The organism is Mucilaginibacter sp. UR6-11 (genome assembly GCF_020880695.1).
Taxonomy (GTDB): Bacteria; Bacteroidota; Bacteroidia; order Sphingobacteriales; family Sphingobacteriaceae; genus Mucilaginibacter.
Map to the genome: position 1 here is coordinate 1,093,490 of NZ_JAJIWO010000001.1, position 23,257 is coordinate 1,116,746.

25 protein-coding genes are annotated in these 23,257 nt (G+C 43.3%); 14 read left to right on the forward strand and 11 right to left on the reverse strand.

Annotation, left to right across the window (positions count from 1 at the left end; genetic code table 11):
* Positions 1–122: 122 nt before the first annotated feature.
* Genes LJ658_RS05090 through LJ658_RS05100 form a run of 3 tightly spaced genes read left to right on the forward strand, consistent with a single transcriptional unit; the run spans position 123 to position 664 of the window.
* Positions 123–305, forward strand: coding sequence for a hypothetical protein (locus LJ658_RS05090; protein ID WP_230545376.1), 183 nt, complete (start codon positions 123–125; stop codon positions 303–305).
* An 18-nt stretch (positions 306–323) separates the two neighbouring features.
* Positions 324–479 (forward strand): hypothetical protein, encoded by a 156-nt coding sequence (locus tag LJ658_RS05095; protein ID WP_230545377.1) that lies wholly within the window; start codon positions 324–326, stop codon positions 477–479.
* Positions 480–514: 35 nt separating this feature from the next.
* A complete protein-coding gene (locus LJ658_RS05100; protein WP_230545378.1) occupies positions 515–664 on the forward strand; it encodes a hypothetical protein in 150 nt (49 codons plus the stop codon).
* Positions 665–744: 80 nt separating this feature from the next.
* On the opposite strand, the gene lpxB is transcribed toward LJ658_RS05100, so the two are convergent.
* From lpxB to acs, 3 genes are all read right to left on the reverse strand, one after another.
* Complete coding sequence (lpxB, locus tag LJ658_RS05105) at positions 745–1,851, reverse strand: lipid-A-disaccharide synthase (protein ID WP_230545379.1); 1,107 nt, start codon at positions 1,849–1,851, stop codon at positions 745–747.
* Positions 1,852–1,902: 51 nt separating this feature from the next.
* Entirely contained in the window at positions 1,903–2,676 is a 774-nt protein-coding gene (gene surE / locus LJ658_RS05110) for a 5'/3'-nucleotidase SurE (RefSeq protein ID WP_230545380.1), read from the reverse strand.
* Between the two features lie 166 nt (positions 2,677–2,842).
* Entirely contained in the window at positions 2,843–4,744 is a 1,902-nt protein-coding gene (acs, locus tag LJ658_RS05115; RefSeq protein ID WP_230545381.1) for an acetate--CoA ligase, read from the reverse strand.
* Between the two features lie 245 nt (positions 4,745–4,989).
* Between acs and rpmB the strand changes: the two genes are divergently transcribed.
* The 7 genes from rpmB to LJ658_RS05150 all read left to right on the forward strand — a co-directional run bounded on the left by rpmB (position 4,990) and on the right by LJ658_RS05150 (position 11,164).
* Complete coding sequence (rpmB, locus tag LJ658_RS05120) at positions 4,990–5,223, forward strand: 50S ribosomal protein L28 (RefSeq protein ID WP_144247620.1); 234 nt, start codon at positions 4,990–4,992, stop codon at positions 5,221–5,223.
* An 83-nt stretch (positions 5,224–5,306) separates the two neighbouring features.
* Positions 5,307–5,489 carry a 50S ribosomal protein L33 gene (gene rpmG / locus LJ658_RS05125; protein ID WP_175269406.1) on the forward strand — a complete coding sequence of 61 codons (183 nt, stop codon included), beginning with the start codon at positions 5,307–5,309 and terminating at the stop codon, positions 5,487–5,489.
* 78 nt (positions 5,490–5,567) lie between these two features.
* Positions 5,568–5,729: a DUF4295 domain-containing protein gene (locus LJ658_RS05130; RefSeq protein ID WP_230545382.1), complete on the forward strand. Its 162-nt coding sequence runs from the start codon at positions 5,568–5,570 to the stop codon at positions 5,727–5,729.
* Between the two features lie 120 nt (positions 5,730–5,849).
* On the forward strand, positions 5,850–6,815 hold the full coding sequence (ftsY, locus tag LJ658_RS05135) for a signal recognition particle-docking protein FtsY (protein WP_230545383.1): 966 nt from the start codon (positions 5,850–5,852) through the stop codon (positions 6,813–6,815).
* 111 nt (positions 6,816–6,926) lie between these two features.
* The gene (rimO, locus tag LJ658_RS05140; RefSeq protein WP_230545384.1) at positions 6,927–8,261 is read left to right on the forward strand and encodes a 30S ribosomal protein S12 methylthiotransferase RimO; all 1,335 of its coding nucleotides are present in this window, start codon (positions 6,927–6,929) and stop codon (positions 8,259–8,261) included.
* A gap of 128 nt (positions 8,262–8,389) precedes the next feature.
* Positions 8,390–10,012 carry a bacillithiol biosynthesis cysteine-adding enzyme BshC gene (gene bshC, locus LJ658_RS05145; protein WP_230545385.1) on the forward strand — a complete coding sequence of 541 codons (1,623 nt, stop codon included), beginning with the start codon at positions 8,390–8,392 and terminating at the stop codon, positions 10,010–10,012.
* Between the two features lie 63 nt (positions 10,013–10,075).
* Positions 10,076–11,164 carry an Ldh family oxidoreductase gene (locus LJ658_RS05150; RefSeq protein ID WP_230545386.1) on the forward strand — a complete coding sequence of 363 codons (1,089 nt, stop codon included), beginning with the start codon at positions 10,076–10,078 and terminating at the stop codon, positions 11,162–11,164.
* Between the two features lie 116 nt (positions 11,165–11,280).
* Here the strand turns inward: LJ658_RS05150 and lepB are convergent, their stop codons facing one another.
* The 5 genes from lepB to LJ658_RS05175 are packed head-to-tail and all read right to left on the reverse strand — an operon-like array spanning position 11,281 to position 15,640.
* The gene (gene lepB / locus LJ658_RS05155) at positions 11,281–12,423 is read right to left on the reverse strand and encodes a signal peptidase I (protein ID WP_230545387.1); all 1,143 of its coding nucleotides are present in this window, start codon (positions 12,421–12,423) and stop codon (positions 11,281–11,283) included.
* Positions 12,424–12,457: 34 nt separating this feature from the next.
* Positions 12,458–13,204: a 4-hydroxy-tetrahydrodipicolinate reductase gene (gene dapB, locus LJ658_RS05160; RefSeq protein WP_230545388.1), complete on the reverse strand. Its 747-nt coding sequence runs from the start codon at positions 13,202–13,204 to the stop codon at positions 12,458–12,460.
* A 38-nt stretch (positions 13,205–13,242) separates the two neighbouring features.
* Entirely contained in the window at positions 13,243–13,911 is a 669-nt protein-coding gene (locus LJ658_RS05165; protein WP_230545389.1) for a DUF5683 domain-containing protein, read from the reverse strand.
* 3 nt (positions 13,912–13,914) lie between these two features.
* A complete protein-coding gene (locus LJ658_RS05170; RefSeq protein WP_230545390.1) occupies positions 13,915–14,835 on the reverse strand; it encodes a ParB/RepB/Spo0J family partition protein in 921 nt (306 codons plus the stop codon).
* A gap of 1 nt (position 14,836) precedes the next feature.
* Positions 14,837–15,640 (reverse strand): ParA family protein, encoded by an 804-nt coding sequence (locus tag LJ658_RS05175; RefSeq protein ID WP_230545391.1) that lies wholly within the window; start codon positions 15,638–15,640, stop codon positions 14,837–14,839.
* Positions 15,641–15,870: 230 nt separating this feature from the next.
* On the opposite strand from LJ658_RS05175, the gene LJ658_RS05180 reads away from it, so the two are divergent.
* Both LJ658_RS05180 and LJ658_RS05185 read left to right on the forward strand, forming a co-directional pair.
* Positions 15,871–16,392, forward strand: a complete 522-nt coding sequence (locus LJ658_RS05180) for an NADPH-dependent FMN reductase (RefSeq protein WP_230545392.1) — start codon at positions 15,871–15,873, stop codon at positions 16,390–16,392.
* 42 nt (positions 16,393–16,434) lie between these two features.
* Positions 16,435–17,709 (forward strand): hypothetical protein, encoded by a 1,275-nt coding sequence (locus LJ658_RS05185; RefSeq protein ID WP_230545393.1) that lies wholly within the window; start codon positions 16,435–16,437, stop codon positions 17,707–17,709.
* 2 nt (positions 17,710–17,711) lie between these two features.
* On the opposite strand, the gene LJ658_RS05190 is transcribed toward LJ658_RS05185, so the two are convergent.
* A complete protein-coding gene (locus tag LJ658_RS05190) occupies positions 17,712–18,401 on the reverse strand; it encodes a VIT1/CCC1 transporter family protein (RefSeq protein WP_230545394.1) in 690 nt (229 codons plus the stop codon).
* Between the two features lie 207 nt (positions 18,402–18,608).
* Between LJ658_RS05190 and LJ658_RS05195 the strand changes: the two genes are divergently transcribed.
* A complete protein-coding gene (locus tag LJ658_RS05195; RefSeq protein ID WP_230545395.1) occupies positions 18,609–20,690 on the forward strand; it encodes a TonB-dependent receptor domain-containing protein in 2,082 nt (693 codons plus the stop codon).
* Between the two features lie 163 nt (positions 20,691–20,853).
* On the opposite strand, the gene LJ658_RS05200 is transcribed toward LJ658_RS05195, so the two are convergent.
* Positions 20,854–21,318 (reverse strand): ABC transporter substrate-binding protein, encoded by a 465-nt coding sequence (locus LJ658_RS05200; protein WP_230545396.1) that lies wholly within the window; start codon positions 21,316–21,318, stop codon positions 20,854–20,856.
* Positions 21,319–21,418: 100 nt separating this feature from the next.
* Between LJ658_RS05200 and LJ658_RS05205 the strand changes: the two genes are divergently transcribed.
* On the forward strand, positions 21,419–22,063 hold the full coding sequence (locus LJ658_RS05205) for a LysE family translocator (protein WP_230545397.1): 645 nt from the start codon (positions 21,419–21,421) through the stop codon (positions 22,061–22,063).
* 30 nt (positions 22,064–22,093) lie between these two features.
* Here LJ658_RS05205 and LJ658_RS05210 read toward each other — a convergent pair whose 3' ends face one another.
* A complete protein-coding gene (locus tag LJ658_RS05210; RefSeq protein ID WP_230545398.1) occupies positions 22,094–23,173 on the reverse strand; it encodes a DUF2157 domain-containing protein in 1,080 nt (359 codons plus the stop codon).
* Positions 23,174–23,257 lie beyond the last annotated feature (84 nt).

A 23,257-nucleotide genomic window follows, 5' to 3' on the forward strand; every position in this document is an offset into this window, starting at 1 on the left:
TTGTTTTCAGTATTTTGTATAGATTTTTCAAATAAACCGGGCCTGGTCTCGCCTTTTTTCACTGCTATTTAAAATTTTGGCATTTAATTGGAATAGTACTTATCAACTATCAGTTATTAATTATGGTTGTTGACAACAAAAAACCGGAAGGGACAAAAGAAAAAGAATGGGAAAACCCCATTGATCCTACAAAGTCTACCGACGAGCGCGATAAGGAACAATTGTTAAGACAATACAAGGAAGCCAAACGCCGCCACGATAACTTAAATGAAACTGAAGATAAAGACACTAAAACAGAACATTAAATTATTAAAACATACATTATGAAAACTATTAACCAAAAACCGGCCATAAGCAAACTGGTAGCCAGCTTTGACAATGAATTAAGAGAGATCATAATGAATGATCTGAAAATGCTAAGAGGAGCAAAAAGTAATTTTTTAAAAGCAATTAAAAACGAGCAGCTTTCAGTTGCCTAACTAATTAAAATATTCGACTTTAAAGACATCTACCTATGAAATCTTTACAAAAACCAGCAACCAGCAAATTACTTATCCGTTACGACAACGAATTGAAAAATCTGTTAATGGCAGACCTAAAAGCTTTCAGAGAAAGAGGTCAGTTTACCAGCAACAACCAGTCAGCCGCACAACAAGCTGCCTGATCAATATATACATCTACCTATAAAAATCTACTACTACCTACGAAAACGATAGAGCCTGGCAATTTTGCCGGGCTTTATTTTTAAGTAGCATATTTTATAATGAGGGCGGCTGTTTTTGCGGATGCTCCTGGCGAACCCATTTTCTCGTCTAAGAGATCATAATCAGCCAGTATGTTTTGACGATAGTCGTTGTTATTGAGTATCAGATCTAATTCTGTACCGATACGTGCGGGCGTACAGTCCTGTTGGATGAGTTCTTTTACAATACCTCTGTTCACTATAAGATTGACAAGCGAAATATATTTTATTTTTACTACCCAACGTGCAATTGTTATAGATATTGGATTGCCTTTATAAACAACAATCTGTGGTACGTTAAATAACGCGGCCTCTAAAGTTGCCGTGCCCGATGCCACTACGGCAGCATAAGCATTACTTAAAATATCGTAAGTAGCATTAAACAACACAGGGATTGACCGACCGTTTAAATACTGGCTGTAATAATCGGTATTAAATGAAGGTGCCCCGGCAATGATAAAATGATATTCCGGGTATTGATCTGCAACGGCTATCATGTCGGGCAGCAGGTAATTAATTTCCTGTTGGCGGCTACCCGGAAGTAAGGCCACAATTTTTTTACCGCCCAGCTTATTTTTCGCTATAAAACCTGCATCAGGGGTAAAAGCAGCTACAGCGTCAAGTAACGGATTGCCTACATAGTCAACTTTCATGTCCCACTCCCGGTAAAACTCAACCTCAAAGGGCAGGATGCAGAACAAATGATCAACCACCTTTTTAATTTTAAGTACCCGTTTTTGGTTCCAGGCCCAAACTTTTGGGGATATATAGTAGTTAACCGGCAGGTTATTTTCCTTAGCGAAGGCTGCTATCTTTAAATTAAAACCCGGGAAATCAATCAGTATCAAAACATCGGGATGATAGTTGGCAATGTCCAGCTTACAAAAAGCCAGGTTCTGTAATATGGTGCGCAGATTTATCGCGACTTCAAAAAAACCCATGAAAGCCATCCCGGCATAATGCTTAACTAAAGTGCCGCCCTCCGCTTGCATCAGGTCGCCGCCAAAGTAACGGAACTCCGCCTGCGGGTCAAGATTTTTTAGCTCTTTCATTAAATTGGCTCCGTGCATATCGCCCGAAGCCTCGCCGGCTACCAGGTAGTATTTCATTGCACAGGTTTAATTACTATCAGCATAGCGCCAAAAATACAATTAAAGATTTTAAGCGTTAAACTTCCAGCTATTTAAAACGGGGATGGCATGATGCGCCGTCATATCAAACTGGATAGGTACCACCGATACATATTGATTATCCAAGGCCCATGAATCCGTATCCTCACCTTTATCATTTACCTGGAAAACGCCGCTTATCCAATAGTAAGGTCGCTTGTAAGGGTCCGTGCGTTCATCAAAATCTTCGGCCCATTTAGCATTTGCCTGGCGGCAGATCCTGATACCTTTTATATGTGCAGTATTGGGGAAGTTAACATTTAATAAAGTAGCCGTAGGCATCCCGTTAGCTAAAACCTGCAGGGCGATCGCCTTTATATATTTTTCGGCATGGCTAAAATTTGCCTGCCAGGTATAGTCATCTAACGAAAACCCTATGGATGGTATCCCTTCTATGGCCCCTTCAACTGCAGCCGACATAGTACCTGAGTATAATACGTTGATGCCATTGTTTAATCCGTGATTAATACCTGATACACAAAGATCAGGCTTTTTACCTTTAAAGATCTTGGTAACGGCCAGCTTCACACAATCAACCGGGGTGCCCGAGCAACTGTACATTTCAACATCTTCGTAAATATCAACCTTATCTAACCGCAGGGGCTTGCCTATAGTAATAGCGTGGCCCATGCCTGATTGCGGGCTATCCGGCGCCACAACCACCACGCGGCCAATCTCTTTCATGATATGAATGAGCACTTTTATGCCGGGCGCGGTAATACCGTCATCATTTACTACAAGTATATTGGGTTTGAAATTTGTCATCCCGCGAAATTACGACATAACGGCAAGAGTTAAGAATAACAGGCCGGATAATTACCGTTTTAGGCGGTGTACTGTCCCAGCTACAGGTGAAACACCTGGGACACTTGTTCCTGTTACGGAAACAGGTGCCACATCTATAACGCTTGTAACACCTGAAACAGCAGAATTACAATGCTCCCGCCTTTATATCCTCAACCACAGCCGGATCAAGCAGTGTTGAAGTATCGCCTAAATTACTGGTATCGCCTTCGGCTATCTTCCTCAATATCCTGCGCATAATTTTACCCGAACGCGTTTTTGGCAGGCCGGTTACAAACTGGATCTTATCCGGTTTTGCAATAGCACCAATAATGCGGGCAACCGTCATCATGATATCTTTGCGGGTAAGCTCGTCGTCGCTATGTTTGTTGGGGCATACCACAAATGCATACACGCCCTGCCCTTTTATATCGTGCGGGTAACCAACTACAGCCGATTCGACCACGCTGCTGTGCATATTAATGGCGTTCTCTACCTCGGCAGTGCCAATGCGGTGACCCGATACATTTAATACATCATCAACCCGGCCGGTGATACGGTAATAACCATCCTCATCGCGCAAACAGCCGTCGCCTGTAAAATACATATCAGGGTAGGTAGCGAAATAAGTGGTGCGGCAACGTTCATGGTCGCCATAGGTTGTACGCAGCATACCCGGCCATGGGAATTTAATACACAAGTTACCGCTTACACCATTACCTTCAATTACTTTTCCATTCTCGTCAACCAATACCGGTTGCACGCCGGGCAGGGGCAAACCTGCATACCCCGGTTTTAAAGGCGTAACACCGGCTATGGCGCTTATCATGTGGCCGCCGTTTTCGGTTTGCCACCAGGTATCAACCAGGGGGCAATGGCCGTGGCCAATCTTCTCGTCGAACCAATGCCAGGCTTCCTCGTTAATAGGTTCGCCTACCGACCCAAGTTTGGTTAACGAACTCAGATCTTTTGCTTTTAGCGGATCATCACCAAAACTCATCAACGAGCGTATAGCTGTTGGCGCTGTATATATAATATTGACTTTAAATTTATCAACAATGTCCCATAGCCTGCCGGGGGACGGATAAGTCGGGATCCCTTCAAACATCAAAGATGTGGCCCCTTGCGACAACGGGCCGTAAACAATATAAGAATGCCCGGTTATCCAGCCGATATCGGCGGTACAGAAATAAACCTCTTCCGGCTGATATTGAAACGTAGTATCAAAAGTAAAACCGGTATAAACCATATAACCGCCGCAGGTATGCACAACACCTTTAGGTTTACCTGTCGAGCCTGAAGTATATAGTATAAACAGCATATCTTCGGCATCCATTTCTTCGGCAGGGTAATCGGTTGCTCCCTGGGTTTCAACTTTCTTAATTTCATCCTCCCACCAAACATCACGGCCTTTTATCATTGACACCGGTGTGCGGGTGCGTGTTAATACAATTACTTTTTTTACTGACGGGCAGGTTACCAGCGCATCGTCTATAATACTTTTTAACTGAATGTCTTTGGCTCCTCTGAAACCACCATCAGCCGTTATCACAATATTACACTGCGCATCCTGTATACGGTCGGCTATTGATTGTGCTGAGAACCCGCCAAAAACAACTGAGTGGATTGCCCCTATCCTGGCACAGGCCAATAAAGCGATGGCCAGCTCGGGCACCATGGGCATATAGATACAAATGCGGTCGCCTTTCTGGGCACCGTTGTTTTTTAATACGTTAGCAAACTGGCAAACCTTTTCGTACAACTGACGATAAGTTATAATGCGATGATGTTCGCCGGGATCATTAGGTTCCCAGATAATGGCCGCTTTATCGCCTATGGTATCCAGGTGACGGTCAAGGCAGTTCTCGGTAATATTAAGTTTCCCTCCCTGGAACCATTTAATATTGGGCTCTTTAAAGTTCCATTCTAAAACTTTGTCCCACTTTTTTCTCCATAAGAAAGTATCGGCTACGCCGGCCCAAAACTCTTCGGGTTGGTTAACGCTATCTTTATAAACTTCTTTGTAATGCTCGAACGAGGCAATTTTCATTGTTATTAAGTATAAAATGGTTTTACTGGTGGTTTTTCTTAGCGGAGACGCAAAATAGTGAATTATTAAATAGGTGTAAATGAAAAATTACACTTTATCTTAATTGCATTATATTTTAAGTAATGAAAGGCCTTTTTATTAAGGTATGATATTTTTTCAAATATTTTAAAAACACTGTTGTCTATTCCACATTAAATCTCGATATTTGCAAACTCTTTAATAAAAGGGGTTTAAAAATAATTGTCATGTCAAGAATTTGTGATCTAACAGGAAAGGCGTCAATAGTTGGTAACAACGTTTCTAACTCAAACCGCAAAACTAAACGCAGGTTTCATCCAAACCTTAAGCTTAAAAAGTTTTATATCCCTGAAGAAGATAAATGGATTACCTTAAAGGTATCTACATCAGCTGTTAAAACTATCAGCAAAAACGGGATAACAGCTTGTATCAACAAGTTTGTAAAAAAAGGATATATATAACATGTTGTATGTTGTATGTTATAAGTTGCATGATTTAAAAGCGACTTACAACTTACAACCCGCAACTTTCAACACATAAGAAGATGGCTAAGAAAGGTAATAGAGTTCAGGTAATATTAGAGTGCACAGAGCACAAGGCAACCGGTATGCCGGGTATGTCTCGTTACATTACCACCAAGAACAAAAAGAACACAACCGAAAGACTGGAAATGAAAAAATTTAACCCGGTTTTACGTAAAGTAACAGTTCATAAAGAAATTAAGTAATAAGTACTCAGTTTTGAGTGATGAGTAATGAGTATTAACTCAAAACTCAAAACCCAATACTCATAACACTAAAAGACAATGGCAAAGAAAGTAGTTGCAACCCTGAAAGTTGCCGGTAAAGGCAAGGATTATTCAAAAGTTATTACCATGACTAAGTCTCCTAAAACAGGTGCTTATTCATTTAAAGAGCAAACAGTAGCTAACGAGTTTGTTAAAGACGCTATTGCCGGTAAATTATAATCGGGAATAACCTTCTATAATATTAAAGCCATCTTGTTAACTCGAGAGGGCTTTTTTTGTTAGGCAGATATTTAATAGGTTATAAATCTGCACCTTTGCATACATCTGCATATAAGACACATGGGACTATTTGATTTTTTCAAGAAAAAGGAAAACACGCCGCAGGAACAGGAGGCGCTTGATGTTGGTTTAGAAAAAACCAAGGATAACCTTTTTTCAAAGATCACCAAAGTAATAGCCGGCAAATCAACCGTTGATGATGATGTGCTGGATGAACTGGAAGAAGTACTGGTAACATCAGACGTTGGCGTAAAAACCACGCTAAAAATCATTGACCGCATACAGGCCCGTGTAGCCCGTGACAAGTATGTTAGTACTGCCGATTTAAACGGCTTGCTGCGCGAAGAAATAAAAAACCTGCTGGCCGAAAATAACAGCAACGATTTTTCAAGTTTTGAATACGGCAGTCACAAACCATATGTCATTATGGTAGTAGGCGTTAACGGCGTAGGTAAAACTACAACCATTGGCAAACTGGCGCATAAGCTTAAACAGGCGGGCAACCAGGTAGTATTAGGCGCAGCCGATACCTTCCGCGCGGCGGCGGTTGACCAGATCAAGCTTTGGGGCGAACGTGTCGGGGTAAAGGTAGTAGCGCAAGCAATGGGGTCAGATCCCGCTTCGGTAGCTTTTGATACCCTGAAATCGGCAGTTGCTGCCGGTGATGATGTGGTTATTATTGATACTGCGGGCCGCCTGCATAATAAAGTTGGCTTAATGAACGAGCTAACCAAGATCAAGAATGTAATGCAAAAGGTAGTACCGGGCGCACCGCACGAGATCCTGCTGGTGTTGGATGCTTCAACCGGGCAAAACGCCATTGAGCAATGCAAACAGTTTACCGAGGCAACCGCGGTTAATGCCCTGGCGTTAACAAAATTAGACGGCACGGCCAAAGGCGGTGTTGTTATAGGCATATCAGACCAGTTTAAAATACCGGTAAAATATATAGGCGTTGGCGAAGGCATGGATCATTTACAGTTGTTTGATCGAAAAGCTTTTGTGGACAGCCTGTTTAAAGACTAAATTAGTTTGTCATCCTGAGCGATAGCGAAGGATCTTATACACCATACTTTCGCTCGTATAAGATTTCTCACTCGTTTCTCGTTTCGAAATGACAATAAGTGAAAAAGATACATGAGGACGAAAGAAATAAGCAAGCCGATACTAATCAAAAAACCACGCGTAAACGTGGTAACCTTAGGTTGTTCAAAAAACACTTACGATTCAGAGATCCTGATGGGTCAGTTGAAGGGCAATCTATTTGATGTTGTGCACGAGTCGGACAAAGTGGGCAAGGACGATATTATTGTTATTAACACCTGCGGCTTTATTGACAATGCCAAACAGGAATCTATTGATACCATTTTACAATATAGCGAGCTTAAAGATCAGGGTAAAGTTGGGAAGGTAATTGTTACCGGTTGCCTGAGCGAACGCTACAAGCCTGAACTGGAAGCCGAGATCACTAATGTTGATGCTTACTTTGGCACTAACGATCTGCAAAACCTGCTAACCTCGATAGGTGCTAATTATAAGCACGAATTAATTGGCGAGCGCCTGCTAACTACCCCATCGCACTTTGCCTATTTTAAGATTGCCGAGGGTTGCAACCGCCCCTGCTCGTTTTGCGCGATACCTTTAATGCGTGGCAAACACTTGAGTACCCCTATGGAGGACTTGGTTAAAGCAGCAGAAAAATTAGCCAAAAGTGGAACAAAAGAACTGATACTTATTGCCCAGGATTTGACCTATTACGGCCTCGACCTTTATGGCAAACGTAATTTAGATGAGTTGCTCCGCCGTATCTCTGACGTCAACGGAATTGAATGGATCAGGTTGCAATATGCCTATCCTTCGGGCTTCCCGATGGAGGTTTTGGATGTGATGAATGAGCGCGATAATATCTGTAAATACATGGATATGCCACTGCAGCACATCAGCGATAATATGTTAAGATCAATGCGTCGTGGTATCACCAAACAAAAAACTATTGACGTGGTAAACCAGATCCGTGATAAAGTACCGGGCATCGCTATGCGCACCACGCTGATTACAGGCTATCCCGGCGAAACCGAACAGGATTTTGAAGAAATGCAACGCTGGGTTGAAGATACCAAATTTGACCGCCTGGGCTGCTTCACTTACTCTCACGAAGAAAAAACAGCTGCTCACGCTTTGGTGGACGATGTGCCTGAAGAGGTAAAGCAAGCGCGTGCCGATGCGATCATGGAAATCCAACAGGAAATTTCTTTTGAGAAGAACCAGGAAAGGATTGGCAATACCTATAAAGTGCTGATCGATAAAAAAGACGGGGACTTTTTTGTTGGCCGTACTGAATACGATTCGCCCGAGGTTGATAACGAGGTGTTAATTGATGCCACCGTTGACTATGCCACCGTTGGAAGCTTTGTAAACGTAAAGATCGACACTGCTGAAGATTTTGACCTTTATGGACATATTGTAAAATAAGCGCCTTTTAACAGGTAGATTGTTATTTTATAATATTAAAGTCTAAATTCGATTTCAGTTTTAAAAAAGATCTGAGTATTGATCCCGAACTTTATTCGAAATCGAACATCCGAAATCCGAAATCAAACATGGACGTTGCCTGTATAAGCTATAAAGAAACGGGGTTCTTCTCCCCAACAGTAATTGATTACCTGGAAGATAAGCCGGAATTAAGAGAGTTTTACAGCCACCGCCCCACCCTTAACGGCTTTGCCGATCTGCTTAAAAACAAAAAAGTAACTGCCGACCGGGAACTATTGGCAACTACCTTAACTGACCAATACCAGCTTATTGAACAATATGCCCGCATCTGGGATCCCGGGTTTTCGATTCCCCAACCTGTACAGCAAAATATTAACAGCTTAAAAGAAGCAAATACTTATACCATTACCACCGGGCATCAGTTGAACATATTTGCCGGCCCGTTATATTTTATCTACAAAATAGCTACCGCCATAAAGCTTACGCAACAGCTAAAAGCGCAGTTCCCGGATAAAAATTTTGTGCCGGTTTACTGGATGGCGTCAGAGGATCACGACTTTGCTGAGATAAGCTATACCACTATTGGCGGTAAAAAAGTGCACTGGTGGCTGGAGTCATCTGGGGCAACCGGGCGCATACACCCGGAAACCATACGCCAGGCACTTAACCAATACAAAGGTGTGCTGGGTATGGCAGATCACGCGCCAGAATTGGCCGCGATAGTTGAAACTGCATACACACGGTTTGACAGGCTGGCCGATGCTACCCGTTACATGGTAAATGCCTTGTTTGGCCGATATGGCCTGGTTATCATTGATGCTGATAATCAGCGTTTGAAACAGCAGTTCGCTCCTATTATCGAACAGGATATTATTGAACAAAACAGCTTTAAAAACATCACGGCTACTAACGAAAAGCTACACAACTTAGGTGTACATATCCAGGTTAACCCGCGCGAGATCAATTTCTTTTACATGAAAGGCAGCCTGCGCGAACGTTTGGTTTTTGAGGAAGGCCGCTATAAAGTATTGAATACCGACATCTCCTTTACCGAAGAGCAACTAAGGCAGGAAATAAAAAAACATCCCCAAAAGTTTAGCCCTAACGTAGTTATGCGCCCCTTATACCAGGAATGCATTCTGCCGAACATTGCTTATATAGGCGGCGGTGCCGAGATCGTTTACTGGCTGGAGCTGAAATCAAACTTTGATCATTATAAAGTCGACTTCCCGATACTGATCCTGCGTAACTCGGGCCTGGTGGTGCGCAAAGAATCCGCTGTAAAAATCAAGCGGATGGAGCTTTCGCCGGCAGATTTGTTTAAGCCTGCCGATAGCCTGAAAAACTACTGGATGAAAAAGCACAGTGAGCATAACCTCTCGCTGCAAACCGAGTGGGCGGCACTAACCGGCATTTTTGAGACTATAAAACAACGTGCAACCAGGATTGACCCAACCCTTGGCCCATCAACTGAAGCCGTGCAGGCGCGCCTTAAAAAGGCTATAGATAACCTGGAAAAGAAACTGGTTAAAGCCGAAAAACACAACTACCATACCCGTCTTGAACAAATTGATCAGATCAAAGCCGAGCTCTTTCCTAAAGACAGCCTGCAGGAGCGTAATGAAAATTTCGGCCTGCTTTATGTAAAGTGGGGACAAAGTTTTATTGACGAGCTGATCCGAAATTTTGAGCCGCTGGATTTTGAGTTTGCGGTATTGACGGAAAATTAACCAAAATCTAGAGACGCAATTTGTTGCGCCTTCACGTCATTTTCTCTTTTTATATCTTTGCACATGCTCGTTACCGAATCTACCTTAAGAACGTTCACCCAAAATATTTTCCTGGCAATGGGTTGCAGCAATGAACACGCCGTTTTGGCGGCTGATGTTTTGTTACTGTCTGATCTGCGCGGCATTGACTCGCATGGTGTAGCGCGCTTAACGGGCTATATCCGTTTATGGGAGAAGCAGCGCATCAATCCCACACCCAACATACAGATAGTGCACGAAACCCCCACCACGGCCACTATTGATGGCGACGCAGGTCTGGGTTTAGTGGTCGCCCCGTTTGCGATGCAGGTAGCCATTAAAAAAGCAGAACTATACGGCTCAGGCTGGGTTGCTGTCCGCAACTCCAATCATTTTGGCATTGCGGGATACCACGCGCTAATGGCGGTGCAAAAAGATATGATCGGCTTTGCCATGACCAATGCGAGCCCATTGGTTGCCCCAACTTTCTCAAACGAACGTATGCTGGGCACCAATCCCATGTGCTATGCTTTCCCGGCAGGTAAATATCCGCCTGTTATTGTTGATATGGCTACGTCAGCAGCGGCAAATGGTAAACTGGAAATAGCCCAGCGCTCAGGCAAACAAGTGCCTGAAGGCTGGATCCAGGACCAACAGGGAAATTATACTACAGATCCGCACGCTTTAAAAAGCGGCGGCTCGTTATTACCGCTGGGCAGCGACCGCGATCACGGCAGCCATAAAGGTTTTGGATTGGGTGCTACGGTCGATATTTTATCGGCTGTATTATCGGGCGCCAATTATGGCCCGTGGGTGCCGCCGTTTGTATCTTTTTTAGAGCCGCCTGCTGATCCGGTTGGCTCGGGTATTGGTCACTTTTTAGGCGCCATGCGCGTGGATGGGTTTCGCCCGGTTAATGAGTTTAAGGACCACCTGGACAATTGGGTATCCCGCTTTAAATCGGCATCGGCCATTAATCCTGATGAAAAAGTAATTATCCCCGGGGAACCTGAATATCAGGCCGAGCTTGATCGCCGCAAAAACGGCATCCCGGTAGTTGACGCGGTGGTTAAGGATTTGAATGAACTGGCAGAGAAGATGAAAGTCGCTCCGCTAACCCCCTCCGCCCCCTAAAGGGGTACTTTTGAACAATAAATTAAACGTTGATATAAACAAAAAGCGCCTTGATGAATGATCAAGGCGCTTTTTATTTATGCTTTTAAGTTCCCCCTTTAGGGGGCGAAGGGGGTTTAATGAATAATCTTAAATAACCTGCTCCATCTTATTTTACTAAAGAAAGAAGCGTCATCATCAATACTCATCCATACAAACAACGCCTTACCAACAATATGGTCTTCGGGCACAAATCCCCAGTAGCGTGAATCGTCAGAGTCATGGCGGTTATCGCCCATCATCCAGTAATAATTCATTTTAAAGGTATAACTGTCGGTTTTCTTACCGTTTATTAAAATATCATTTCCAACAACTTGTAATTTGTTGTTTTCATATACGCTGATACAACGTTCATATATAGGATAAGTAACGCTATCCAATTTTACGGTCCATCCTTTTTTAGGGATGATGATAGGCCCGTAGTTATCAACGTTCCATTTATAGTCGTGCTGTTTACCGGCCAACATCAGGTTGGGCGGGCCCACCGGATGATTGGGGTTAGTTGGGTAAACCTGTTCAGTCTCACCTGCCGGCCTGATATTTGGCGTAATAGATTTAATATTTGAATATCCTTTTAATGTATGGTAGGCACTAGTCGTCATTGTAGGATAGGCGGCCCCATCATACATAGAAACATGCAAATCCTGCATAATTTGCGGATTAAGATCCATGCCATTGGTTAAAACTCTGTAATCTATTTGTCCTTCGGGTGGATTGTTTGCTGCTTTCCCATTGATAAAAACCTGCGCATTTACAACTTTCAGCGTATCGCCCGGAGTGCCCTGGCAACGTTTAATATAGTTTTCGCGCTTATCAACCGGGCGGTAATACGGCGAATCTGCATCCATCGGGTAGTTAAATACAACAACGTCACCTTTTTTAACTTCGCTGAAACCGGGCAAGCGGTGGTAACTCAACTCTAACCCGTCCCAATAAGCTTTGGTATTAATAAGCGGCATGGTGTGGTGCGCAAACGGAAAAGAGATCGGTGTCATCGGCGTACGCGGGCCATAGTTTAATTTACTTACAAATAAGAAATCGCCAACCAGCAATGATCTCTCCATTGATGGCGTAGGTATGGTATAAGCCTCAATAAAAAAGGTCCTTATCAGCGTAGCCGCTATTACAGCAAATACGATAGCGTCAACCCACTCGCGGGTTTTGGTTTTCTTTTTTGCTTTAGTCTTTGTTTTGTTCTTATTCCAGAATTTCCAGTTCATTATCTTTTTAATATGGAGGTAAAGTATCTATTATTTAAGATAAATCAAACATATCCGATACCGAAAAAAATCCTTTTTTGTCGGGTATCCATTCAGCAGCCAATACAGCGCCAAGTGCGAAGCCGTTACGATTATGCGCGGTATGTTTAATCTCAATCGTGTCAACTTCCGAGTCATAAATAACGGTATGCGTACCGGGTACGCTGTCTATGCGATAAGATTCTATCAGCACATCTCCGGCTTTGGCATTGTCATCAACCGGGTTGTTTATATCGGTTAAAACATTTACCCATTCCCTTTTGGTATCCAGGTTTTCAATGATGCCTTCGGCGATGGTAATAGCGGTACCACTGGGCGAATCCAATTTTTGTGTATGATGTATCTCTTCAACCTGCACCTCATAATAAGGATGCTTGTTCATCATGCGGGCCAATACCTTATTAATATGGAAAAATATATTTACGCCCACACTAAAATTAGTGCCATAGATAAATGCGTTATCACTTGCCTGGTAACGCTCTTTTATTTCATTTAATTGCTCATACCAGCCGGTGGTGCCTACCACAATGGGTACACCTGCTTTAAAACACTGGTTGATATTACCCAATACTGTTGCCGGGGTACTAAACTCAATCGCTACATCGGCCTTTTGCAGATTTTCGGCGGTAAGCTCATGCTGGTTATCGTAGTCGATTTTTAATACAATTTCATGTTTACGGTCAATGGCTATCTTTTCAATGATCTTGCCCATTTTACCGTAACCTAATAATGCGATCTTCATGCTTTAATTTTTATTGGCGGACACAAATATAACCCGCTTTATCGAAGTGTAAAGGTAACTTTTAAACCCGGAATAAATGCACTGGCAAAACTCTGGGCAGGCTGATTGATCACGGTGGGTACCACCTTTACGCTGAAGTTATTATCCATGGAGTATGAATGCATAAACTTAGCATCAACGTAGGCGTCAATAGTTTGTATGCCCCAGGCCGCAGCAAAAAGCAGCACGCTTAAATCGCGGTAACGCGCATAGCCTCTAACAGCATCATTGATAGCGTTGTCGGGGTAACCGGTGTAGTTTACATACAATTGATAATACTTATCACCGGGACTCGGCTGTGTCCCCTTAGCACGGTACCTGGCTATAGCCAAATCCTCTGTATAAGCCTGTTCATTAAACCGGTACATAACAACCAGCAAAGTCAACCCGGTATAGATAATCGGCACCTTCCAGTACTTACGATTATATACCTGCCCCAGGCCCGGTACAAATACAGACCGGTGCCAGGCTGTTGAAGGGCTGTGGGTACTATCCGGATGGTAAACTTTTTCTGTACTTGCTTTGGGGGCAAATGGCTTAGATTTAAGTGAATCGCGTTTTTCCTGTATGCTATCCGCTTTGGTTTTAACACGCAATACGGGTGCCTGCGCCATAGCCGAAAAAACGAACCCGGTTAATAAACCAATTATTAATATATATCTCTGCATTTTTTACCAATCCAACATTTCAAGGATGCGGGCAAGATCATCTTCTGATAAAAAAGGAATTTCAATTATACCCTTACCCTGGCTGCCTACCTTAAGTTTAACCTGTGTGCTAAACTTTGATGCCAGGTCGTCCTGTATCTTTTGCAACTGAAACGATACCGGCTCGGGCTGCTTGCCTTCCTTTTTGGGCCGCGATTTTTGAAGGTCGCGAACCATCTCTTCCACCTTACGAACGGATAAACCTTGTTGAATAATATGTTTGTGCAGATATAATTGTTGTGCGGGGTCCTCAACCGTTACTAAAGCACGTGCATGGCCCATACTCATCTCGCCATCACGTATGGATGCCTGAATAGTTGGCGGCAGTTTTAGCAACCTTAAATAATTAGTTACAGTTGATCGGTTCTTGCTTACGCGCTCGCCCAGTTCTTCCTGTTTAAGGTTGCACTCATCCAGCATCCGTTGAAAGCTTAAGGCTACCTCGATAGCATTTAAATTTTCGCGCTGGATATTTTCAATCAGCGCCATTTCCAGCATCTGCTGGTCGTTGGCGGTGCGTACGTAAGCCGGTATATGTGTTAAGCCTGCTATTTTTGAGGCCCGCAGGCGGCGCTCGCCGGATATCAACTGAAACTGGTGCGCACTGACGCGGCGTACGGTTATCGGCTGTATCAGTCCCTGTAACTTGATGGAGGCTGCTAAATCTGCCAGAGCCTGCTCATCAAAATCAGTACGGGGCTGAAACGGGTTTACCTCAATTTCCGATAGCCTTATATCGTTTACCGAACCCAGGTTACTAACCTCGCCGTTTGAACCCGTGCTGTTATTAGCAGTACTTGATTTTTTATAGGGAAGTACATCTTCAGAATCATTCAACAGTGCGCTTAATCCCTTGCCTAAAGCATTCCTTTTCTCTGCGCTCATTTTATACTGTTTCTGTTGTTGCTTTTAATTCATCTTTTAACAAGCCATTTTTGCGGATCACTTCACGGGCCAGGTTAAGGTAATTTATAGCCCCTTTACAAGTGGCGTCATGCATAATTACGGATACGCCAAAGCTTGGCGCTTCGCTTAAACGTGTATTACGCTGTATAATGGTATCAAATACCATATCTTCAAAATGATTTCTAACTTCTTCAACCACCTGGTTTGAAAGGCGCAACCTTACATCATACATGGTTAACAATATACCCTCGATCTCTAATTGCGGGTTTAAACGGTTTTGTACAATTTTAACTGTGTTTAACAGTTTACCCAGCCCTTCCAACGCAAAATACTCGCATTGTACGGGAATGATCACAGAGTCGGCAGCAGTTAAAGCGTTAATGGTAATTAAGCCCAGTGACGGAGAACAATCAATTATTATAAAATCATATTCATCACGGATCTTGTTAAAAACCTCCTGCATTTTATACTCGCGGTTCTCGAGGTTTATCATCTCAATTTCGGCACCCACCAGGTCTATGTGAGCCGGCAGCAGGTCCAGGTTTGGCGTGTCGGTTTTAATAATAGCATCATGCGGATCAACTTCGTTGATGATACACTCATAAATACTGTTTTTTACATTGCGCGGATCAAAACCAATGCCTGAGGTGGCGTTAGCCTGCGGATCTGCGTCAACTAATAATGTTCTATACTCTAATACGGCTAAACTTGCAGCCAGATTGATGGATGATGTGGTTTTGCCCACACCGCCCTTTTGATTGGCTAAAGCAATAATTTTACTCATTCTATATCTCCAAAATTTTAAAACAGTGTTTATAACAACGAAAAATAGAAATTTAAATTTCTACCTTCGGGAAACTTTTTACCAACCGCTAAGATATATATTTAAATAACGGAGAAATCCACAGTTTTAGCCAATTTACAAACAATTTAAGGAGTGGTGATTGAATTAATGATTATTGATTGATGACGATTAACCAGCTAATTCCATAACTCAGTAATTCAACAACTACTATGATTACTATTATATCAGCTACCAACCGGCCAGGGAGCTCAACACTTAAAGTGGCCCGTTATTATCAAAAAAAACTGCTTGAAAAGGGTGTGGAAGCAGGTATATTATCGTTGGCGCAACTGCCGCCGAACATATTAGAAACCGATCTTTATGGCAAACGCAGCGCTGCGTTTCAGGTAATCCAGGACATTGTTACCGCTACCGATAAGTTTATATTTATCATCCCCGAGTATAATGGCAGCTTCCCGGGCGCACTAAAAGTTTTTATCGACGCCTGCTCCTTCCCTGACAGTTTTTATGAGAAAAAGGCCGCACTTGTGGGAATATCATCGGGCAAATACGGCAACATACGCGGCATCGACCATTTTACCGGCGTTTGCCATTATGTACATTTAAACACAATGCCGCTAAAATTACATATCGCCAATATCAAAACAGAATTTAACGAGTACGGTGATCTGTATAAAGAAGACACACTGCAGTTTACTAATGAGCAGATTGAAAAGTTTATTAAGTTTTAATTGCTATAATTGTCTTTGATTTAATTTTCTAAACCATCACAAATGAAGAATATCTACATAATGACCTTAGCGGCCATTTTATGCCCTGTATTTTTAAAAGCACAAAGCAATTTTAAACCCGGATATATAGTTACCTTAAAAGGTGATACTTTGCAAGGGGCCATTGATTACAGAGAATGGTCAAGAACACCAAAAGCAATTAACTTCAGAAGCACCAATTTAAACCATATAGCGTTATACACCCCGGCCAATACACTTGCATTTGGTATTAAAGGATTTGAATATTATACTCGCTCTATTTTACCGATAAGTCAGGACAACATCCTTCTTTCTTTATTATCCACAGGTGTTGACACCACGCGTATTACGGATACTGTATTCTTGAAAACAATTCATATCGGCGGAAATATATCTTTATATTCTTACCACGACGATATCAAAGAACGGTTTTTTATCGCCGAAAAAAACAATCAGCCCACTGAACTTATCCGCCACATTTATCTTGATCCGCAACAGTCGTCTCAGGTAGTTAATGTTGATAGTTATAAACGTCAACTGCAAAGGCTGGCTGCAATATACCAACCCGGAAATACAACAATATTAGAAGACATAAATGGCGCAAACTACACTTCAAAAGAATTAGAAAAGATTGTCTCTAAAATAAATGGCTCTGACGGCAAATCATATCCTTCAACTACAGATAAGGAAGGGGTACAATTTTTTGGTGGCATAGGTATAGTTAGCTCAACAATTAATTATAACGGCGTTAGCGATAACTCAACTGGCCCCCAGACCAGTTCGTCCAAAGCCATTTCTCCTAAAATAAATCTGGGTGTGGATCTATATTTAAATAAAAATATCGGGCGGTGGATCTTACGAACCGAGTTATTTTTCACTACGGACAAAGTAAGTTTAAGCTATGACGGAAAAGCAACTACCCCGTTTACAAAGACAGTAAAGTTTAATCATTATATAGCCACGCTAAATCCGCAAATAGTGTGCAATATATATAATACCGATAGGACCAGGCTCTATTTAGATGCCGGCGTAGCTATTAACCTGAGCTTATATCAAAACAAAGAGGCCAATGTCACCTATTTTCAACCAGGCAATACTACAGTCACCTATCCTGATACTTTTCCAAGTGTCAAATCAGCATTTTATACGGTGACCACAAAAATTGGGTGTATTATAAACAGTAAATTTGACATTTATGCCGGTTATTCTCCGTCGACTGTATTAAATACTGAAGTAAACTCTTCCATAACTTTAACAACTTATCAAGTTGGAATAAATTACAGATTTGGTAAAATGTAGTATTATCCCGTTATTAATTTCGCCATGCCGAACGCCGCGGCTGCAGCCAAAGCCCCGATAATTAAAACCTTAAAGGCTCCCGATGTAGGAGGTTGCCCGGTTACTTTACTTTTAAAATAGCCAAAAACAAACAGGCAAACCATGGTTATACCGCACGAGTAAATTAAAGCAGTTTGCGAATTTGACTCAAAAAAATAAGGAGATAAAGGGATGATACCCCCAACGATATAAGATAAACCAATAGTGATTGCACTTTGCGTGGCACGATTTGCCAAAGGTTTTTCAAGGCCCAGTTCATAGCGCATCATAAAATCAACCCATTTGTCCTTATCCTTTGCCATTTCATCAGCAACCTGTGTTTGCAATTCGTCCGACAGTCCAAAACTTGCAAACACTTCTTTTACCTCGGCTTTCTCCTGTTCGGGAACGCGCTCCACTTCATCGTACTCACGTTGCAGTTCGGCAGCATAATGCTCGGCTTCTGTTCTGCCGGCCAGGAAACCACCCAGGCCCATCGCGATAGAGCCGGCAACAATCTCTGCAATACCCGCGGTAATAACAATACCCGACGAATTTACGGCCCCGCTAAGCCCCGCTGCCAAAGCAAACGGAACAGTTAAACCGTCAGACATCCCGATAACGATATCGCGGATGGTGTCAGAGCTTTTCAGGTGGTGTTCATGATGATCCATGACTAAATGTACCTGCTATAAATGTAATATGCCCGCAAAAAATGCAATTTATCATTGGTCTGAATAATAACCCCTGTTTAAGTGAGGGAGAATTATTTGCCACAGCGGCCGGCATTATATGGTTTACGTAGCCAATATCTTACAATCAAAAGCAGCCCTTTTATCTAACCAAAGGGTTATTTTTGCCTTAACCTAATAACAGATACCGTGTTTAAAACTACCCTTGCTGCACTATCGATCCTGGCGGCCGGCACAACTGCCGGTGCACAAAACCATCCTAATAAATTAAAAACTGATACTACCGGTTTACATACGGTAACCGTAAAGGGCTATCTTTCAGATCAGCCGATGCTAAGCGTACCGGCGTCTGTTAGCCTGATAACACCGGCGCAGTTAAAACTACAGCCCGATAATTCGCTGGTATCAGCGGCAAATACAGTACCCGGCGTACGTATGGAAGAACGGTCGCCGGGCAGTTATCGCTTGTCGATAAGAGGCAGCCTGTTGCGGTCGCCCTTCGGGATCCGTGACGTTAAAATTTATTATGACGAATTACCGCTTACCGATGCCGGCGGCAATACCTATTTAAACAGTTTAGATTTTAACAGCGTACAGGGCCTCGAGGTTTTAAAGGGGCCGGATGGCAGTTTATTCGGTGCAAACTCAGGCGGCGTGGTTTTAATAAGCCCGGTTAACCGGTATGATAATACCAGCTTTGTGACAGCTGGTTTATCCGGCGGATCATACGGGTCAGTACATGAAAACGTGGGCCTGCAAAATGTCAGTAAAAACAACCAGTTTAATTTTAATCAGTCTTACCAAACCTATCATGGGTACCGGGTACATAGCGACATGTACCGCCATTATTTTCAAGCCAGTGATAAGCTAACGTATGGCGGCTATAATTCTTTAAAGATACTGGGCTTTTATTCTGACCTGAACTATGAAACACCCGGCGGTTTAACTTTGGCACAGGTTGCTGCCGACCCCACGGCGGCAAGGCCGTCAACCCCGGCTTTCCCCGGCTCAATTGCGCAACATGCCGGCATCACCAATAAAATGACCTATGGCGGGGCAGTGAACGAATGGCATATCACCAGCAACATCCGCAATATATTTGCGGTGTATGGCGCTTATGTAAATTTCACCAATCCGTTTATTACTAATTACGAGCAGCGTTATGAACGCACTTACGGCATGCGCACTTATTTTGAATTTACCGGCACACAAAAACCCGACTTTAACTGGAAAGCCAACGTTGGCATGGAATGGGCACAAACCAATGCCGACAACAACGACTACGGCAATCGTTCGGGCGTGCGTGATACCGCCCAAAGCCTTGATAAGGTTAATACCGGCCAGCACTTCTTTTTTGCACGCTACAAAGAAACAATAAGCAACCGCCTGCATGTAGAGGCTGCTGCCAGCTTAAACTTTTATGGTTATGATTTTAAGAACGTGTACCCGCGCGCGCAAACTGCATTTACCAAACAAACATTCGCGCCGCAGGTGATGCCGAGGCTGGCGCTGTCTTATCAGCTTACCAATAACTTTGTTTGGCGCGCATCAGCCAGCCGGGGCTATTCCACTCCAACCTCGGCCGAGATCCGTCCGTCAAACAATATTATTAATACCTCATTAAGCGCGCAATACGGCTGGAATTACGAAACGGGTTTTCGCCTGCGTAACAGTGATGAAACCCTGTTGCTGGACGTATCTGCTTTCTACTATCATTTAAACAATGCCATAGTACGCAGGCTTACACCAGCGTCGACCGAATACTATACCAACTCGGGCGATATTAAACAACCCGGCCTGGAGCTTTACTTTACCGATTGGCTGATTAAACCAACGGAAAACGGCTTTATAAGGGGACTACAATTTAGCGAATCATTAACGATCAGTAAGTTTACTTTTGGCGACTATCACGACGCCACCAAAGGCTATGCGGGTAATGAGTTAACGGGCGTCCCGCGTAATGTGAGCGTTGCCAGTGTGCAGGTTAAGTTCCCGCAATCTTTATACGTGTATGTGCAGTATAATTCAACGGCGCGCATCCCGCTTAATGAGGCCAATACTTTTTACGCGCCTAAATATAACTTAATACAGGCAAAGGCAGGCTGGCAGCACCCGTTAAGCAATAAATCGCGCGTGGAAGTATTTGCCGGCGTTGATAACCTGCTAAATGAATACTATAATCTGGGTGCTGACCTGGATGCGGTTGGTAATCGCTTTTATAACCCATCGCCGCTGCGTAATTACTACGCCGGTTTTAACTTAAGGTTTTGATGGTTAGCAATAAGAGCGCTCTTAGGCAGAACGCTCTTATTGCTGGGTTGAATACTGAAAAGCAAACGCAGGATATATACTGTTATTGTGACTGTGGAAAACTATTATTTATCATCAGGTTATCGGAGTAAACCGCCGAAATCCAAGTTGTTTTCGTCGCCTTTTACAGACTAAACTTTATCCAGCCGTTACCTTCATATCCAAAAATAAATTGTTTTGGGTTGATGATCTCGGCGAAGAGTTCAACAGCATCTACAAGGCTTTCAGGCGACGCGTTGGGCGACAGTGTACCATCGGCAATGTAGAAACGATTGCTTTTAACTGCGCTGAGCTCTGCAAACCCGGGTAGTTGCAATACCTTATCAATATCCTTCATCGTTTGCTCAACGGTATTTCCCTGCGGCATAAGTATAATGATCCCGGGGTTTTGCAGTTGCAACTCTTCAACTTTGCCAGTAACCAGGGTAGCGCCTGCCAGGCCTGTCAATTCGGCTAAGCCCGTGTCTGCAAGCAGTAAGGGGCCCAAGCCAACAATACAGGCCACTGTAGGTTTTTGTTCCACAAACTTTAGTTTATGGACAATGATAGCTAGTCGTTCCTCCAGTTCTTCCGTTAATGCTTTCATCATGATGTTGCAAAGGTGCGGATTTGATTTAATAATTTAATAATACTATCTGCACATCCGCATACTTGCATATTTGCACCGCTAAAACTTATCTTTGGAGCCAATGATATTTCTAACATTCTTTTTGGGGCTCATAGCTAATTTTATAGGATACATCCCCCCCGGAAACATCAATCTTACCCTGATACGGATCACCATTAATCGTGGCTTTAAACAGGCCATGCAATTTATCATAGCTTTTTCTTGCGTCGAGTTTTTCTTTACCTTCCTGATCATGCACGCTGCCAAATGGCTGTCTGAACAGGTGCATTTAGATGTGGTGATCGATTGGGTAATGGCTATCCTGTTCCTGGTACTGGGTGTAGCAACCTGGCTTCACCGCAAAAAGCCGCCCGAAACCAAATACAGCGAACACGCCAGTATAAAATACGGTATCATCCTGGGATTTGTAAACCCTATGCAACTGCCTTTTTGGATGATCTGCGGCACTTACCTGATCACCCATGAATGGATCCTTGACGGCAATGCGGCCCTGGTGATCTTTAGCATCGGCTCGGCTGGCGGAGCGTTCTTATGCTTGTTTTTATATGCCCGGTTTGCGCAGTATATCCAAAGTAAATTTGCGCTAAGTACCAAGGTTATCAATACATCAATTGCTATTTTATTTTTCGGCTTCGCCGGATACCATGTGGTGAAAAGGATCTATTTAGCGGTGAGGCCTAAGCAAGCTACAGAAGTAAAAACTTAATGATTGTTTTGACAACCGGGTTTAGTTTACTCAACTTTGGGTCTGGCAAGTTTCATCTAATGCCTGATGTTTTTTACTCTTTAAATTCCAGATCATTTCGGCCTTACGCCCTATCAGCCAAAACGATGCGGCAAGGATGGCAAAGAACACCGTTTTATTGGTATGGTCCCAAAAATATTCAAAGTATTTGGTGTAGATGAAAATGATTAAAAAGGTGATGCCAAACTCGCGCGAGATGTCGTCCTTGTTTTTTAGGCCGAAAAGCAAGAAAGCGCCCGCCACTGCCATGGATATGATCCCCCAGTAAAACAAACTGATCTGTTTAATCTGGTACCACTTGTCCAGGTTGCCATAGTTACCAAATATGCTCAGCAACCATAACGACATAAACAGGTACAACAGGCCCACCACATAAGTATGCTCCCAAAAATACGCAAACCATTTACGGTTGCGCAACAACGCACAGGCGCTAACCAGTACCAGGCCAAACAGCACAAAGCGCAGTGGGTAATTCATCCCCAGGAAATAATCCGTCCAATGGGTTTGGAAACCAGTTTCGGTACCAAACCAGCTACCCAGCGATATTAGTGCAAACAGCCAGATTAGCCGCGAGTTCATCCGCCAGCCTAAAAATCCGTAAACAAAAACTGATAGCAAAAAGAGTAATGAATAATGGCCGGAGCCCCTGTCAAGCGCCTTGCCTAAATAAGCTATGCAGCAGGCCGTAAACAGTATGCCGGTAAATACCACGGCTTCGTTACTGAAGATCTTTTCGGGATAAAGACGCTCGCGGCGCCGGCCCCAGTAAAACAGGAATGCCGCCAGTACGGCCGAGACTATGCTGATGATAATATCGGGTGTATAGTACAATTGCTTCAACCAGTTAACCACCACATCATTAACAATTAAAAACGCGAATGATGCCCCGCCGCAGATCAGCGCCACCCAAAACGAATACTTGGCCAGCCGCATCCAGTCGAAGCCCTTCACTTCGTAAGAGTCGCGTAGTTTTTCCGCTTGTTCTTTAGGTATCAGCCCCTCCTTTTCCCAATGGGTAATGGTGCTGCCCAGGAAGTCACTTTCGGATTTATCTATATTGAGTTTTGTCATTGGCAGATGTGTCATTAGTCACTGGCAGGGGTTGCAATGACAATGCCTTAATTTATAATTATAACAAAACTATCAATTAAAGTT